Here is a 15396-nt window from a genome sequence, read left to right on the forward strand (position 1 = left end):
AGGAGTTTTTTATGTGCGGAATCGTGGGTTATATCGGATCAAAAGAGGCCTCCGGCGTATTGATCGAGGGATTGCGCCGTCTGGAATACCGCGGCTATGACTCGGCCGGGGTGGCGGTCCTCAATGGAGGGGCCTTTCAACTTCGGCGAAGCCCGGGGAAGCTGTCGGTTCTGGAAGAATTGCTCGGGAAGCAACCGGTGGAAGGGACGTTGGGCGTCGGGCACACCCGGTGGGCCACGCATGGCCGTCCTTCCGAAGAGAATGCCCATCCGCATATGTGCTGCAAAGACAATATTGTTGTCGTTCATAACGGGATTATCGAGAACTATGTCGAACTCAAGCGTCACCTGACGGAGGCCGGTCACCAGTTTAAATCTCAGACCGATACGGAAGTGCTGGCGCATCTGATTGAGGAGACCTATCAGGGCGATCTCGTGGCGGCTGTTCAGAAAGCCTTGAAAAAAGTGCAGGGGTCCTATGCCATCGGCGTATTGGCCGCGGATCAAAAGGACCATTTTGTGGCGGCCCGAAAGGACTCTCCGCTGGTCATCGGGATGGGCCAACAAGAAATGTTTTTGGCATCGGACGTGCCGGCGCTTCTGCCATACACCCGCCAAGTTATTTTTCTGGAAGACGGAGACCTCGCCGAAATCAGCCGGGACCAGGTGCGCCTGATGGATCTCTCCGGCAAACCCGTTCAACGTCCCGTGCAGACCATCGTTTGGGATGCCCTCATGGCGGAAAAGGGCGGTTATAAACATTTCATGCTCAAAGAAATTTATGAGCAGGAGACCACGGTCAGGGACACGTTCCGGAGCCGCATTTCTCTTGAAGAAGGACGTGTTCAGTTGGAGGATATTTTTCCTGCTGAGATCGCCAAAAAACTGCCCAAGATTTGCCTGGTCGGCTGTGGAACGTCCTACCACGCGGCCTTGGTCAGCCGTTTCTGGTTTGAAGAGCTGGCCGGGATTCCCTGCGACGTGGAAATTGCCAGCGAATACCGGTATCGCCGTTTCCGTAAGGACCCCGGGACCCTGGTGGTCGCCATTACGCAATCCGGGGAAACCGCTGACACACTCGCCGCCCTGCGCGATTCAAAAGCCAAGGGTTTTCCAACGATGGCGCTATGCAACGCGGTCGGCTCCACCGCCACGCGGGATGCGGCTTACAGCCTGATGACGCACTGCGGTCCAGAGATCGGCGTGGCGTCGACCAAAGCGTTCACCGGTCAACTCACCGCTCTTTTTCTCCTGGCCCTCTATATGGCCCAGGAAAAAGGCGCGCTCAAGGCCGAAGAGGCCCGACCCCTCCTGCAGGCCTTGTTCCATCTGCCGTTGGCGATCAGTGCGACCCTGGACCATGCGAAAGAGGTGGAACAGATGGCTCACCATCTTTTCCGAAAAACCGATTTTCTTTTTCTGGGCCGGCACCTGAATTATCCCATTGCTCTCGAAGGAGCCCTGAAGCTTAAGGAAATTTCTTACATTCATGCGGAAGGCTATCCCGCCGGAGAGATGAAACATGGCCCGATTGCGTTGATTGACGAAGACATGCCGATTGTCGCGATCGCGACGCGCTCGGTGGTCCGGGAGAAAATGCTTTCCAATATCGAAGAAGTCAGAGCCCGGGGCGGCATTGTCATCAGCGTGGCGGAGGAAAATGATGAGGAAATCGCCAAGCAATCGACCTATGTCTTGAAAGTCGCCCCTGTTCATGAGTCGGTCTCTCCGATCGTCAACATTATCCCGCTGCAGTTGTTGGCCTACCATGTGGCGGTTTTGCGGGGGTGTGATGTTGACCAGCCCAGAAACCTTGCCAAGAGTGTTACCGTTGAATAAAAACGGCGGATTCGTCCGCTACGGCGGATGCGACCGGAACATCGGTTGCCGCCGTTATGGCCGTATCCGCCGTTTCGGTCGAATCGGTCGTTTGGTGTTATGACCTATGGAAATTGGTGTTGATATCGTTGAAATCGCCCGGATTGCAAAATCCGTGAGGAACCGGCGGTTTCTCGAGCGGATATTTACTCCCGGGGAGATCGCTTACTGCCGCTCGCGAAAAAATTCGGCTCAGCATTTTGCCGTTCGTTTTGCGGCCAAGGAAGCGGTATGGAAGGCGGTGGGCGAGCCGCGGCTGCTCCATCGATCTATCCACGTGCGCAATCATCCGAATGGTAAACCTGAAGTTATTTTTGCCGCGCCCTTTCGAAAACTGGCCAGGAAAGTGGTCATTTCGCTTTCCCATGGCCGTGATTATGCCGTGGCGATGGCGGTTTTCAAATGAAAGCTGGTGCCATCACCTCTTCCCGGGTGCGTTCCTGGCTCCCCCGGCGTCCGCTGGATTCCCATAAAGGATTAAACGGTCATGTGCTGATCGTCGCCGGAAGCCGCGGCATGAGCGGGGCAGCGATCCTGACCGCTTTGGGAGCGTTGCAGACCGGAGCGGGTCTTGTCACGGTGGCGACCATTCCCAGTGAACGGCCAACCGTTGCGGCCCGAGTTCCGGAAGCCTTGACGCTGGCGTTGCCCGAAACACGCGCCGGCTGCATTGGCCCGGGCGCTTATCCGGTCTTACGTAGGTATTGGCAGGGACGACGTATCAATGTTATCGCGGCCGGCCCCGGCCTTTCCGTTCATCCCTCTGTTCGGAATCTTATCCTCGCTCTGTTAGAGAAATGGACAGGATCTCTGGTTCTTGATGCGGACGGTTTGAATAACATTAAACCTATTGATATCCGCCGCCGGCAGGGGCTCGTCCTCACTCCTCATGTTGGCGAATTGGCTCGTCTGAGCCGTGTGAATCCATCGGTTGTCCGGCGAGAGGGGCTCGGCTTGGCCGAAGCGCTGGCCAAGCGGTTATCCTGTACCTGCGTTTTGAAAGGCCATCGGACCCTTGTGACGGATGGGACACGAACCTATTGCAATACCACCGGTAACCCGGCCATGGCGACAGGTGGCATGGGGGATGTCCTGACCGGAATCGTAGCCTCTTTTCTTGGACAAGGCTTGTCAGCGCTTCAGGCGGCGGCCGCAGGTGTCTATCTGCACGGATTGGCGGGCGATCTGGCCCGTGAGTCGGATCGCGGTTTGCTGGCGACCCATTTGGCCCGAGTTCTTCCTTTGGCATTAAAAAAAATAGGAGTGAAATAATGTTGAGTTCATTTTTCGGAGCTCTTGTCGCGTCGCTTGGGCTTTGGTGCGGCTGGATCTGGCGTCATGATTTTGTTCAGTTTTTAAAAGGTTGTGTAGCTGTTTCGTTGTTCCTGTCAGGTGTTATCACCATCATCATCGGCCTATCCACCCGACGCGAAAGCCCCAGGACAACGCTCCACAAGAAGGATCATGAGAAGACCTGAATCTCTAGCCAGTCTTGGAGAATTCGGATGGCTGCGGAAACTCCTGCCCAAGCTCTATTGGCCTTCCTCGCTTAATTCACAATTGTGCATAGGCCCTGGGGATGATGCGGGAGTAGTGCGATTGACCTCCGGGAAGGTGCTCGTCGCGAGCACCGATGCCATGGTAGAGGGTGTTCATTTTGAACGGCGCTGGTTTTCCTGGGAGTCATTAGGGGAGAAGATTTTGTCGATTAATCTAAGCGATTTAGCCGCCATGGGGAAGGTGCGTCCTCTGGCGGCCCTGGTGAGCGCTGCTTTTCCTGGGGATACCCCTGTGGATTCTGTGGATAACTTTTATAAAGGATTGAAAACTTGCGCACAGCGGTGGAAAACCGGGTTATTAGGGGGGGATACCGTTGGATCACAGTCCGGGTGGTTCGTCAGCGTGACCATCCTGGGTGAAGCCAACCCGAAGGATCTTCTGACGCGTCATCAGGCTTGTCCGGGAGATCTGATTGTTATTGTTGGAGAGCCTGGTCAGGCGGCCGCTGGCCTGGAGGTGCTGAGGGCTGGGAAGAAAAAATGGGCTTGGACAAAACCGCTTGTGAAGGCCTTTTCAGCGCCATCCCCGCGTTTCGCGGAATCAGCCATCCTGGGGGAAACGCGCTGGGCCACGAGCCTCATGGATTCTTCAGATGGACTGGAAGCGTCGGTCCGTTTGCTGGCCGAATCTTCGGGCAACTTGGGCGCGGAAATTGAGTTGGATCATTTGCCGGTTTCTCGGGTCCTGCGGCGATGGGCCGAGTATAAGCGATGTGCAGCTGTGACCTATGCGCTTTCAGGAGGAGAGGACTATGGGCTCGTCTTCACCCTGCCACCCGGCCGGTGGCCGGCTCTCCATAAACGGATTCCTTCCGCCAGGGTCATCGGGCGCATGCTGCCGAAAGGTGAAGGCTGCTGGGCGCTTCAGGGAACCCGCCGCACCGCGCTTCAAGGGTATGGCTACTCGCATTTCAAAACAGCTTAGGTGGCATTTTTCGAGTCCCTCGGCGATGGGTCAATGGGGCCGGTGCTTCGCGCGGGGGCTTGCTCCTGGCGATGTCGTGGCGCTGGTCGGCCCACTGGGTTCCGGCAAAACAACCTTAATCCAGTCCATCGTGAAGGCCATGAGATGCCGCCGCCGTGTCACCAGCCCTACGTTTGCGCTGGCGAACGAATATGCCACGCCGCAGGGCGCTGTGTATCATATGGATATGTACCGACTGTTGCCGACGGAGTTACTTCAGTTTCCCTTGGAAGATTACTGGGGGAACGGTGTATGTCTGATTGAATGGGCGGACAAAGTGCGAGATCGGCTGCCGAACGATACGTTGGAAATTCAGCTGTCCATGGGCGGGCCGCAGGAACGCCGGCTCACGATTCCCCGAATCTCTTCAATCTGGCGCCGGCGGTTGAAGGCGGTCTTGTCTTGAAGGAGGCGCGGTTGTTGGCTTTGGAGACCTCCAGCCCACAGCTTTCATTGGCGGCTGGGACGTTCGAGCAGGTATTGGCCACCTACAAAGGGGCGATGCAATGGCGTCATGCCGAAGGTCTTTTTGAAGGGTTAACGAATCTTCTGCGCCAATTGAATTGGCCGGTGCAGTCCTTAAGAGGGGTCGCTGTTTCCGTTGGCCCCGGGAGTTTCACCGGCATTCGTATTGGTTTGGCCGCTGCCCGGACATTGGGACAGACACGGAAAATCCCTGTGGTCGGGGTAAGCGCTCTGGAAGCATTGGCTTTTGGCCAGCCGCTTCCCGAAGGGCTGATATGCCCGGTTCTGGATGCGCTTCGGGGGTCTGTGTTTGCGGCTCTTTATGAACGCTTGCCCGGCGGTAGATGGTGCGCGGTTCATCCGGCGGTCCATTGGCCTTCGGACCGGTGGTGGGCAAAGGCCAAGATGCTGGCTCACGGCCGTTCGGTTTGGGTGACCGGTAATGCTCTGAAAAGTGACCCTCCGCGATTAAAGGGTTTGCGGGTTCAACGGGCGGCCGAAAAACATTGGTATCCGAAAGCCTCGGCAGTCCTTCATTTGGCGGCGCCCCGGCTGAAGAAGGCTGGCGCAAACTCGTATCGGCGTGTGCAGCCGTTGTATCTTCGGGAGGCTGCTGCGCAAGAGCGTCTCCGTGGATAATGCCGAGTGTTTCCCTGTCGTCATTCCCTGCGGTCTCTGGCAGCCTCGTTCCCCTGTTGATGTGCTCCTCGACGGGGCCGCACCGACCGTTGATTCAACGGGGGACGGTGCAGGGGATCTATAGATCCCCCGCCAGCACCCGCGGGGGATGACAGCTTATGGTAGAGATTAAACGTTTTGATGGCTCCTGGCTGGAGAGCGTGGCGGCTTTGGAAAACCGGGCCGGAGATGTTCGGTGGTCCAGGGCCCAATTTGAAAAAGAGCTTTCCTTGCCGATGTCCCGTTTTTTTGTTATGACGCAAGACCATGCGCTTTTGGGATACGGAGGCTATTGGAAGGTAGGTTTGGAAGCGCAGATTATTAATCTGGTTATTGAGCCGAAGGACCGGCGGCAAGGATCGGGAGAGCGGTTGCTTCGTTTTCTCCTGGAGCAAGCTCGTTCGGAGGCTTGCCAGCGGTGCAGCCTTGATGTGAGAGCGAGCAACCACGCGGCGTTGTCGCTCTATGGGAAGGTTGGATTTCAGAAAGTCGGGCAACGGCCTCGCTTTTATGAGGCCCCGATGGAAGACGCTGTTTTAATGGAGAAAGTGTTATGACGAAATGGAGTCAACTGCTGTCATCGCGAGGACCCGCCAGACGGTCTCCAAACTTCTGGCGACCGTCCGCCGGCCATCGTGGCGGGCGTCTGGCGGGGACGAGGCGATCTGTCTGCTGTTTGACAGATTGCTTCGCTCCGCTCGCAATGACGGTCTTTTGTTTTTTAGGGATAAGTTTTCTTCTGGGGCTCCGGGCCGAAGCCAGTTCCACCACGTACTTGGACTACGTCCGTGGTTTAGCGGAAGAACGTGCCGGGAATATCGCCAAGGCGCTGGAAGCCTATGAAAAAGTGGTGCAGCAGGATCCTCAAGCGCTCGAGGTCTATCGCGATATCGCGCAGTTAAACCTCCGGCTCGGGCGTCTCGATGCCGCCTTGCAGGCCGCTGAAAAAGTGAAAAATCTGGCGCCGAACGACCCCTCCTCCTTCTTGTTTCTCGGCAATATCCGGGTCGCGCAGGGGAATCTGGCCAAGGCCGCTGAAGCGTTTGAGAAAGCGCTTCAGTTGGATCCGGGCAATCTGCAGGCGTTGGAAAGTCTTGGCAATTATTATTCCGTTCTCGATGCTGACAAGGCGCTGGGATATTACCAGCGGATTCTGGTGATCAATCCCAACGATGCTGAAACGTATTTTCAGATGGGCGTGCTGCATCAGAAAAGCGGCAAGCCCCTGAAGGCCGTTGAAATGTACGGTCGGTCTATCCAAAAGGAACCGCAGCAATTGGCTCCCCATCTGGCCTTGGCCGAGCTGTATGAGATTCAGAAGAGTACCGCCGAGGCGGTCGGCGAATACGCGGAGTGCATCCGGCTGCAGCCGCGCAATCCGCTTTTGTATATGCGCTTGGGATATTTGCATTACGCCAACCGGGATTGGGAGGCGGCGCGCAGCGATTTTCAAAATGTCCGCTCGCTTCAGCCGAAAGATGCGACGGTTCATTATTGGCTGGCGCGCGTGTGCGAAGAGCAGCGTCAGTGGGGAGAGGCCGCGCGTAACGCGCAATCCGCTTACCAGCTCAGCCGCGACGTTCAGTTTCTGCCGCTCACCGCTTACTATTTAACGTTGGACCATCGAATTCCGGAAGCGGTGAAGTGGTTGGAAAAGGCCCGGAAGGTCGATCCCGAAAACGTCAATGTCCTGCTGTTCCTGGGGATGGATTATCTGGATTTGAACAAGACTGAAAAAGCGCGTGAGATTTTGATCAAGGGAGTGGCGCTCTACCCGAATGATGCCCAGATGCGTTTTCAGTTGGCAATGGCGGAAGACCGGATGGGCCATTTCGACGATGCGCAGGCACAGTTTCAGAATGTGCTGAAGAGTGATCCCAAAAATGCCCCGGCCATGAATTACCTCGGTTACTCGTGGGCTGATCGCGGCATTCGTCTGGAGGAGGCTGAAACACTGCTTCGTCAGGCGGTTGCACTGGAACCGCACAGCGGCGCTTTTCTCGACAGCCTCGGATGGGTTCGTTTTAAGCGGGGGGATCCGAAAGAGGCTGTCCTGTTCCTGGAGCAGGCGCTAAAAGAGAGCGGGGATGTTGTCATTTATGACCATATGGGAGATGTCCAATGGTCTGTCCAGAACGCTGCGGAGGCGCTGAAAGCCTGGAATCAGGCGCTGGGGTTGGATCCGAAAAACAAAGCCATTCGTAAAAAGGCGAAGGAAGCAAGGTCCCGCGTCCTTCCCGGATCGGACCAGCGAAAATATCTCAACTATATTGAAGGGAACCTCCGCCAGATGGCGGACGTGCGCGGCCGGGTCTGGGTCCTTGGGAAATGGCATCATCAGCCGCTTCGTGCCGAAGGAGCGCTCTATTATCAGCGGCCGGACCGGATGATCATCGATGTGGGAGCGGCCGGGCAGGCGCCCAGCGCCCGCTTTCGCGTTCAAGGCAGCACGGTCGTTGTCGAGCCGCCTTCGGCCGCCGAAAATCTGAATGGAATGCCGTTGCAGGGACTCCTTTGCCTGCCGGAGTTCCTCTCCGGGAAACTGACCGAGCCTTTCGATGATCAGCGCGTTCAGGTCGAGTCGAGCAAAAGCCGTATCCACTATCACATCGGGCAGCAGGAGGCCTGGGTGGACCCGGAACGGGGCGTATTGACTGGTTTTCGCCGGCCGAATCCGCAGGGAGGACGCGATGAGATCGACGTGTCGGAGTATGATTTTGTCGACGGTCTTTGGCTCCCGCGTGAGATCCGTTTACGTAACCGGGTCCTGAAGTGGGACGCCCGCCTGACGTTTTCAGGCTGGGTCCCCAATGATCCTGAAAATGGGAAGCCTTTCATCCCATGATCCGTCTGGCCGCTCCCGCCAAAGTCAATTTCTTCCTTGAAATTACTGGAAAACGTCCGGATGGTTACCACACGCTTTCAACTCTTTTCCAGACGATCTCTCTGACGGATGAACTAACGTTCGCGTCGGCGGATGAGCTGTTCCTGCGGTGCAGCGACACCTCCTTGCAGGTGAATGCCAACAATCTAGTGATGAGGGCGGCTGTAGGTCTGCGCGCGCTGCTCAAAGAACGCCGGGGAGCCCGGATTCACTTGACCAAGCGCGTTCCCACCGGCGCCGGACTTGGCGGCGGGTCCAGCGATGCCGCCACCACGCTGATCGGGCTTTGCCGGTTGTGGCGGCGCCGACCAAGCGAGGCGGCTTTGCATCGACTCGCCACATCGCTGGGAGCGGATGTTCCCTTCTTTTTGAAAAAAGGATTATGTCTGGCGGGGGGTATCGGAGACCGGCTGCGTCCCTTGCCGCCTCTCCCTAAAATGTGGATGGTGCTCGTGTATCCGGGATTTGGCGTGTCGACGAAAGAAGCGTATGGAAAAGTGAAACTCCCTTTTACTGATTTACGACATGTGCCCTCACCCGCGGCTCTCGCTACGCTCGGCCGTGCCCTCCCGCAACGACGCGGGACTCGGGGCGCTACAGGGAATTGCGGAAGCCCCGTGGTCTCCCTCAACAGGGAGAGGGGAATGACACTTTCAAGAAGACTCATGCTCCCTCCCCCTGCGGAGGGGGAGGGTTGGGGTGAGAGTACATTATTCAATCGTTTCGAGACGTTCATATTTCCCGGCCATCCCGAACTTCCCCAGCTTAAGCAAAGATTATTAGATGCCGGTTGCGCCGCAGCGCTCATGTCCGGCTCAGGCTCCAGCGTCTTCGGGTTAGTCCCCTCGTCCGGTGCCGGCCGGCGGGTCCTGACGGCCATTCGAAAAACCTATCCCCAAAGCTGGCTGGTTCATACGGCTGTTCATTGAGCCGTCGGAGAATAAAAGTTAAAATCGCTTAGATTTTACCCGACACACGGTGGTCGGGTAATCCGCTTGACGTGTGGCGGATTATTCCCGGGTGGTGTGGTTCGACTCGGCTCTCCTTGTAGTCGGCCTCGCTCACCATTTGAGGAGCTGAGTCGAACCCTTGAGCTGGCACGTTTATATGTTGGAATGCGGTGACGGGTCTATTTATGCCGGGTTGACCAGTGATTTGGAACGGCGAGTCTACGAGCATCAGTCTGGTCATGGAGCCAAACATGTTCGGACGAAAGGGCTGACCGAACTGATTTGGAAGGAGCAACATCCGAACCGCGAATCGGCTGAAAAACGTGAAGCACGGATAAAGCGCTGAACTCGTCGTAAGAAACTGGCTTTAGCAGCCGGTGATGTGGGTTTATTGAAGCGTTTGTAATGATTTTTTGGAGAATGATTCGACTGGCTCGTTCTGTGAAGATGGTGAGCGAGCGGAGCGAGTCGAACCATTCCCGGATGGTGTAATGGTAGCACACAGCCCTTTGGAGGCTGTAGTCTAGGTTCGAATCCTAGTCCGGGAGTTTATATTTGATACGTGATTTGATTATTTTGAACGAATAGAGGGAGGTCCGTATGGGAACAAAAGGAAAAGAAATCGTGGGAGTGGATGTTAAAAAGTTGCTCGAGTTGTTGAATAAAGCGTTCGCTGACGAATGGCTTGCTTACTACCAGTACTGGGTCGGAGCGAAGGTGGCCTCGGGAAGAATGAGGGGCATTGTCGCGAAGGAATTGGAAGAGCACGCCCAGGAGGAGCTTGGACACGCGGACAAGCTGACGGAACGCATGATTCAGCTGGGGGGAACTCCTCTTTTAAAACCAGAAGACTGGATGAAAGAAACGAATTGCGGCTATGACGCGCCGGCCGACCCTAATACCATGGCGTTGATCAAACAAAACATCAAGGGAGAACAATGCGCAATCGCTGTGTATAAAAAAATCCTTGATTTTGTGCGCGGCCAGGACGACATCACCTATCACATGATCCTGGAAATATTGACGGACGAAGTGGAGCACGAGGAAGACCTGCAGGCGATGTTGGCGGACATGCAGACCCCGCTGAAATAATCGGGTTCCCTGCGGTTTCCCTCATGGGGAGGATATTTATGAGAAAAGCCCTGGCTGCCATATCTGTTGGGATGTGGTTGGTTCCTGGTTGCCCTTCGGCCGGCGATGCGGAAAGTCATAGCTCCCACCTCGTTAAATTCGCGCGTTTGTCGGAACCCGTTACACTGTCCGGTGAGGGGAAAAAGAATCCGCTTCCTTCCGGCGGTTATTTCACCTGGCGTTTCGATAAGAAACCAGAAATGGGAATGGTCATTGTAATCCTTCAGGCTTATTCGAATGCCGGGAAGAAGGAAACCCCTTATGAAATCACCGGGGAGTATGGTATGCCGGAAATGCGCATGCACGACTCCGGCCCTGTTCCGGTTCAGCTGAACAAAAAAGGTGATTATCTGCTGCCAGTTCAAATCAGCATGCCGGGCTCCTGGCAGATCGTCCTCCGGATCAAACGGGCCGGGAAGCCGGTTCTCTCTGGCAAAATAGATTTTGCGGTTTAATACCCTCCTAGCCGCTGTTCTTCTCGCATTCTCGGCAACGATGACGCTGGCGGAGTCGCGTCTCTTGTACTTTGAGGCGCAAGCCGTCGGCGGGTATTCTTCGCATCAGGACAAGGTGGTTTATGATTCCATGAGCCATCGGGATGTCATGCAGAAGCCGTCTATCGGAGCCGATTACATCCAGAAGTTTTCCAACAAAACAGGCGATTGGGGCACGCTGGCTCTTCAGGGCCGTCTGACCTGGGACAACGAGGGACATCCTTCAGTAGAACCGCAGCTGTACAACGCCTACCTTTAACCGTTTCAAATGAGAAAGCATCATAAATCATGAAACAGTCGTGAAACGGCTGATGAAACGGTTCTGGAACTGAACACCGGGTCTGGTTCAACGGGGAAATCTAGCCGATCAGCCAGTCGCGAAGATGCGATAATAGATAGGAGGAGAGTATTTGTGGGGAAAATATTTTTTGCCTTTTTGGCGCTCTTTCTGGCAGGCGGTGTCTTAGCGGAAAAAATGCCTGCGACCTCGACTTCCACGATTACGCTGCAGGACATCCTGCGGATCGCTGAACGCGAAAACCCGGAGATTCTTGCGGCACGAAAGAAATGGGACGCGGCCCGGGCGCGCATCGCTCAGGAAACAACCCCAGACAAGCCCCGCCTGGACATTGAGCGAATGTATGTGCCTCAAAATGACGGGGTGTTTGCCGGTACGGGCGAAAAGAATTGGGCGGTGACCCAGGAGATTCCCTTTCCCACGACGTTGTATCTGAGAAACCGGCGTACGAAGCAGGAGGCGGCCATGGCCGAAGCCGGCTTCCGCGCCAAAGAGCGAGACGTCTTGGCCAGGGTCAAAACGACGTACGCGATGCTTTTCCTCAGCCATCACGCCATCCACATTTTTCAAGAAAACGTCGACCTCATGAGGCAGTTCGCTCAGGCGGCCAATGCGCGCTATGCGGCGGGGACGGCCACGCAAAGCGACGTTCTGAAAGCGCAGGTTGAACTCTCCAAGATGCTCAACATGCTGGTCACCCTGGACCAGGAAAAGCAGACCAATGAAGCGATGTTGAACACGCTTCTCAACCGGCCGCCGGAAAATGCCCTCGGGGTTCCGGAAGACCCTTCGCTGCAGCATCTCAAGCGGAATCTGGAATCTCTGCAGGCATTGGCGGTCCAATCGCGCCCGGAGCTGCAGGAAGCGGCTCGAACTGTGGATAAAAGCCAGACATCGCTCAATCTGGCGCGATCCGAATATCTTCCGGATCTCATGCTGCAGTACCGCCGCCGGGACATGACGAATGGCCCTGAGACCCACGACGCGGTGGTAGGATTCTCCGTTCCGCTGTGGTTCTGGAAACAGGGAGCGATGGTCCGGGAGGCTCGGGCGGACCGCGAAATGGCTCAGGCGGAATATCAGTTCATGAAAAATATGACGCTTTTTGACGTCAAGAATCTGCTCGTGAAGGTGAACACGGCCCAGCGCCTGACGGAACTTTATCAAACAAGCGTTTTGCCGCAGGCCCAGGAGGCTTTAAAGGTCTCCCAGGCCGGGTATCAGAGCGGCCGCATCCCCTTTCTTGATCTCTTGGACTCCTCCCGGTCGCTCCTGGATTTCAGGCTGGAACACTACCAGCACATTGCGGATTACCAACAGTATCTAGCCGATCTTGAACGGGTCGTCGGCGTTGATTTAGGAGAACCCAAATGAAACGCATGATCTTCATCGCTCTCATTATTTTAACAACGGCGGGTGTTTTGACTTTCACCACCTGCCAGCGGTCTTCCGAACATTCGCATTCAGCGAAGGTCCAGAAACAGCAGTATCACTGCCCCATGCACCCGACCGTCATCACCGACAAGCCGGGAGATTGCCCCATCTGCGGGATGCGCCTGGTTCCCATTGAATCGCAAGAAGCCCGCGACGCGGCCATTCAACAGGCGGGCGGCACGAACAAGTCCGGAGAGCGGAAGATCCTTTTTTACCGGTCTCCGATGCAGCCTGGGATGACATCTCCCGTTCCAAAAAAAGATGACATGGGCATGGACTATGTACCCGTGTATTCGGATGAGCAGTCGGCGGCTACTCCCGTTTCCGGGTATGCCGCCGTGTCTATTCCAGCCAACCGGGAACAATTGATCGGTGTCCGAGTGGCGCCGGTCGAACGACGCGATTTGACTTTTCTGATCCGGGCCAGCGGTCGGGTGGCCTATGATCCGGACCTCTACAGCGCCAGCGCGGAACATCAAGAAGCGCTCATCGCTCGCGAGAAAACAAAGGACAGCCCCTGGCCCGATGTTCATCAACAGGCCGAGGCCCTTGTCGACGCATCCACCCTCCGCCTGCGGCAGATGGGTCTCTCCCAGAGTCAGATCACCGAATTGGGGGTTTCATCCGGGACCCAGACCAATCTCCTGCTCGGCCAACCGGGCGGCAAGGTGTGGGTCTATGCCCAGATCTATGAATACGAGTCGGGGCTGGTCCGCGAGGGTCAGCCCGTGGAAGTGCTCTCTTCGGCTATCCCGGGGCGCCGGTTCTGGGGAAAGGTCAGGGCTGTGGATTCAATTCTGAACAGCGAAACGCGGTCGCTCCGGGTCCGCACAGAAATTCCCAATGAAAACGGTTTGCTCAAACCCGAGATGTACGTCGATGCCGTCATCCATGTGACCCTGGGAAAGCGGTTGGCGATCCCCGCGGAAGCCTTATTGGATACGGGCACGCGCCAGATCGTCTTTGTGATGACAGGCCCGGGCAAATACGAGCCTCGTGAAGTGCGGGTGGGCCATGAAGCGGAGGGCTACTACGAAGTCCTCTCTGGCGTGAAAGAGGGCGATCAGGTCGTGGCCTCGGCCAACTTCCTGATTGATTCCGAGTCGAAACTCAAGGCGGCGATTTCCGACGCCGGCGGCGGCCACCGACATGGCCAGTAATCTCTACAGGAGATTTACTTTATGATTGAGAAGATTATTGAATTTTCAGCCCGAAATAAGTATCTGGTGATTCTGTTTACCTTGGTTGGTGTTATCGGAGCCGTTTACGCCATGAAGCGTGTTCCCCTGGATGCCATCCCTGACCTCTCCGACACGCAGGTCATCATTTATTCCCGTTGGGACCGAAGCCCCGACATCATGGAGGACCAGGTCACCTATCCGATTGTCACGGCGATGCTGGGTGCTCCCAAGATTAAAGCCATTCGAGGATTTTCCGATTTCGGTTACTCCTACGTCTATATCGTTTTTCAAGATGGCACGGACATCTATTGGGCGCGCAGCCGGGTCCTGGAATATCTCTCCAAAATACAATCCAAGCTTCCGGAAGGCGTAAAGACCGAGCTGGGGCCCGATGCCACCGGAGTCGGCTGGGTCTATCAGTATGCCCTCGTGGACAAGACCGGCCAGAACGATTTGGCTCAGCTCCGCACGTTCCAGGATTGGTATCTGCGCTACTGGCTGCAATCCGTCCCCGGTGTCGCAGAAGTCGCTTCGATCGGAGGGTTCCAGAAACAGTATCAGGTGAACGTCAATCCCAATGCTCTTGTGGGCTACAACATCCCGCTCATGAAAGTCATCGAAGCTATCCGGGACGGCAATAACGACGTAGGAGGCCGGCTGGTTGAGTTTTCAGGGGCCGAGTACATGGTCCGCGGCCGCGGCTATGCCAAGAGTGTGCAGGACATCGAAAATATCGTCGTCGGCCGGGAGATGAAGACGGGGACACCGATCCTGGTCAAGAGTATCGCCCATGTCGCGCTGGGCCCGGAGATCCGGCGCGGCGTAGCGGATTTGGATGGGGAGGGAGACACGGTAGGCGGGATTATTGTCATGCGCCAAGGCGAGAATGCTTTGAACGTCATCGACCGGGTCAAAGCCAAGATAGAGGAGATCAAGCCGGGCTTGCCCAAAGGCGTTGAGATCGTCCCGACCTACGATCGGTCCGATCTGATTCATCGCTCCATCGCCACGCTGAAAGAGGAACTGGGGATGGAGATGTTCATCGTGAGCCTGGTCATCCTCCTCTTCCTCTGGCATATTCCGTCGGCCATTATTCCGATTCTGACCATCCCGATCTCGGTGACATTGGCCTTCATCCCGATGTATTTTATGGGTTTGACGACCAACATCATGTCCATCTCCGGCATCGCGATATCGATCGGTATCCTGGTCGACGGGGCGATCGTTGAAGTGGAAAACGCTTATAAGCGGCTGGAACAATGGGTCGAAGGCGGGCGTCAGGGGGATTATCACGATATCCGTCTTAAAGCGCTGAAAGAAGTGGGCCCTTCCGTCTTCTTTTCGTTACTGGTTATTGCGGTGGCCTTCATGCCGATCTTCACCCTGGTCGACCAGGAAGGGCGCCTGTTCAAGCCACTGGCGTATACCAAGAACCTGGCGATGGCCATCGCCGCCGTTCTTGCCATCACGCTCGATCCAGC

At 56.1% G+C, this 15396-nt stretch carries 16 protein-coding genes and 1 tRNA gene; all 17 read left to right on the forward strand.

Going from position 1 to position 15396, the window contains the following annotated elements:
- Window positions 1-11 precede the first annotated feature (11 nt).
- Window positions 12-1838: a glutamine--fructose-6-phosphate transaminase (isomerizing) gene (gene glmS, locus WC859_06285; GenBank protein MFA5975762.1), complete on the forward strand. Its 1827-nt coding sequence runs from the start codon at window positions 12-14 to the stop codon at window positions 1836-1838.
- A gap of 106 nt (window positions 1839-1944) precedes the next feature.
- Complete coding sequence (gene acpS / locus WC859_06290; protein ID MFA5975763.1) at window positions 1945-2283, forward strand: holo-ACP synthase; 339 nt, start codon at window positions 1945-1947, stop codon at window positions 2281-2283.
- Window positions 2280-3149 carry an NAD(P)H-hydrate dehydratase gene (locus WC859_06295; GenBank protein MFA5975764.1) on the forward strand — a complete coding sequence of 290 codons (870 nt, stop codon included), beginning with the start codon at window positions 2280-2282 and terminating at the stop codon, window positions 3147-3149. The genes acpS and WC859_06295 overlap by 4 nt, the downstream gene beginning before the upstream one ends.
- Window positions 3150-3341: 192 nt before the next feature.
- Window positions 3342-4361 (forward strand): thiamine-phosphate kinase, encoded by a 1020-nt coding sequence (gene thiL / locus WC859_06300; protein ID MFA5975765.1) that lies wholly within the window; start codon window positions 3342-3344, stop codon window positions 4359-4361.
- Entirely contained in the window at window positions 4333-4806 is a 474-nt protein-coding gene (gene tsaE / locus WC859_06305) for a tRNA (adenosine(37)-N6)-threonylcarbamoyltransferase complex ATPase subunit type 1 TsaE (GenBank protein MFA5975766.1), read from the forward strand. The genes thiL and tsaE overlap by 29 nt, the downstream gene beginning before the upstream one ends.
- An 11-nt stretch (window positions 4807-4817) precedes the next feature.
- A complete protein-coding gene (gene tsaB, locus WC859_06310) occupies window positions 4818-5504 on the forward strand; it encodes a tRNA (adenosine(37)-N6)-threonylcarbamoyltransferase complex dimerization subunit type 1 TsaB (GenBank protein MFA5975767.1) in 687 nt (228 codons plus the stop codon).
- Between the two features lie 158 nt (window positions 5505-5662).
- Window positions 5663-6100 (forward strand): ribosomal protein S18-alanine N-acetyltransferase, encoded by a 438-nt coding sequence (gene rimI, locus WC859_06315; GenBank protein ID MFA5975768.1) that lies wholly within the window; start codon window positions 5663-5665, stop codon window positions 6098-6100.
- 146 nt (window positions 6101-6246) lie between these two features.
- Window positions 6247-8388 carry a tetratricopeptide repeat protein gene (locus tag WC859_06320; GenBank protein MFA5975769.1) on the forward strand — a complete coding sequence of 714 codons (2142 nt, stop codon included), beginning with the start codon at window positions 6247-6249 and terminating at the stop codon, window positions 8386-8388.
- Window positions 8385-9356 (forward strand): 4-(cytidine 5'-diphospho)-2-C-methyl-D-erythritol kinase, encoded by a 972-nt coding sequence (gene ispE, locus WC859_06325; GenBank protein ID MFA5975770.1) that lies wholly within the window; start codon window positions 8385-8387, stop codon window positions 9354-9356. Before WC859_06320 ends, ispE begins: the two co-directional genes overlap by 4 nt.
- 178 nt (window positions 9357-9534) lie before the next feature.
- Window positions 9535-9723, forward strand: a complete 189-nt coding sequence (locus WC859_06330; protein MFA5975771.1) for a GIY-YIG nuclease family protein — start codon at window positions 9535-9537, stop codon at window positions 9721-9723.
- A 131-nt stretch (window positions 9724-9854) separates the two neighbouring features.
- Window positions 9855-9925: transfer RNA gene (locus WC859_06335), tRNA-Gln, on the forward strand.
- Window positions 9926-9977: 52 nt separating this feature from the next.
- Window positions 9978-10469: a ferritin-like domain-containing protein gene (locus WC859_06340; GenBank protein ID MFA5975772.1), complete on the forward strand. Its 492-nt coding sequence runs from the start codon at window positions 9978-9980 to the stop codon at window positions 10467-10469.
- A gap of 38 nt (window positions 10470-10507) precedes the next feature.
- Window positions 10508-10963 (forward strand): hypothetical protein, encoded by a 456-nt coding sequence (locus WC859_06345; GenBank protein MFA5975773.1) that lies wholly within the window; start codon window positions 10508-10510, stop codon window positions 10961-10963.
- Complete coding sequence (locus WC859_06350; protein ID MFA5975774.1) at window positions 10953-11261, forward strand: hypothetical protein; 309 nt, start codon at window positions 10953-10955, stop codon at window positions 11259-11261. Before WC859_06345 ends, WC859_06350 begins: the two co-directional genes overlap by 11 nt.
- Before the next feature lie 153 nt (window positions 11262-11414).
- Window positions 11415-12674 carry a TolC family protein gene (locus WC859_06355; GenBank protein ID MFA5975775.1) on the forward strand — a complete coding sequence of 420 codons (1260 nt, stop codon included), beginning with the start codon at window positions 11415-11417 and terminating at the stop codon, window positions 12672-12674.
- Window positions 12671-13894: an efflux RND transporter periplasmic adaptor subunit gene (locus tag WC859_06360; GenBank protein MFA5975776.1), complete on the forward strand. Its 1224-nt coding sequence runs from the start codon at window positions 12671-12673 to the stop codon at window positions 13892-13894. Before WC859_06355 ends, WC859_06360 begins: the two co-directional genes overlap by 4 nt.
- 21 nt (window positions 13895-13915) lie before the next feature.
- Window positions 13916-15396 (forward strand): efflux RND transporter permease subunit (locus tag WC859_06365; protein ID MFA5975777.1); only part of this gene is annotated, 1481 nt, incomplete at its 3' end.

The organism is Elusimicrobiota bacterium (assembly GCA_041660185.1).
GTDB lineage: Bacteria > Elusimicrobiota > Elusimicrobia > 2-01-FULL-59-12 > 2-01-FULL-59-12 > JBAZWU01.

What these genes read in the sequence shown, in the direction of transcription:
- ispE (MFA5975770.1), top strand. Translation starts at nt 8,385, where the DNA reads ATGATCCGTCTGGCCGCTCCCGCCAAAGTCAATTTCTTCCTTGAAATT.
- acpS (MFA5975763.1), top strand. Translation starts at nt 1,945, where the DNA reads ATGGAAATTGGTGTTGATATCGTTGAAATCGCCCGGATTGCAAAATCC.
- WC859_06345 (MFA5975773.1), top strand. Translation starts at nt 10,508, where the DNA reads ATGAGAAAAGCCCTGGCTGCCATATCTGTTGGGATGTGGTTGGTTCCT.
- WC859_06360 (MFA5975776.1), top strand. Translation starts at nt 12,671, where the DNA reads ATGAAACGCATGATCTTCATCGCTCTCATTATTTTAACAACGGCGGGT.
- WC859_06340 (MFA5975772.1), top strand. Translation starts at nt 9,978, where the DNA reads ATGGGAACAAAAGGAAAAGAAATCGTGGGAGTGGATGTTAAAAAGTTG.
- WC859_06320 (MFA5975769.1), top strand. Translation starts at nt 6,247, where the DNA reads ATGACGGTCTTTTGTTTTTTAGGGATAAGTTTTCTTCTGGGGCTCCGG.
- rimI (MFA5975768.1), top strand. Translation starts at nt 5,663, where the DNA reads ATGGTAGAGATTAAACGTTTTGATGGCTCCTGGCTGGAGAGCGTGGCG.
- WC859_06330 (MFA5975771.1), top strand. Translation starts at nt 9,535, where the DNA reads ATGTTGGAATGCGGTGACGGGTCTATTTATGCCGGGTTGACCAGTGAT.
- tsaE (MFA5975766.1), top strand. Translation starts at nt 4,333, where the DNA reads ATGGCTACTCGCATTTCAAAACAGCTTAGGTGGCATTTTTCGAGTCCC.
- thiL (MFA5975765.1), top strand. Translation starts at nt 3,342, where the DNA reads ATGAGAAGACCTGAATCTCTAGCCAGTCTTGGAGAATTCGGATGGCTG.
- WC859_06295 (MFA5975764.1), top strand. Translation starts at nt 2,280, where the DNA reads ATGAAAGCTGGTGCCATCACCTCTTCCCGGGTGCGTTCCTGGCTCCCC.
- glmS (MFA5975762.1), top strand. Translation starts at nt 12, where the DNA reads ATGTGCGGAATCGTGGGTTATATCGGATCAAAAGAGGCCTCCGGCGTA.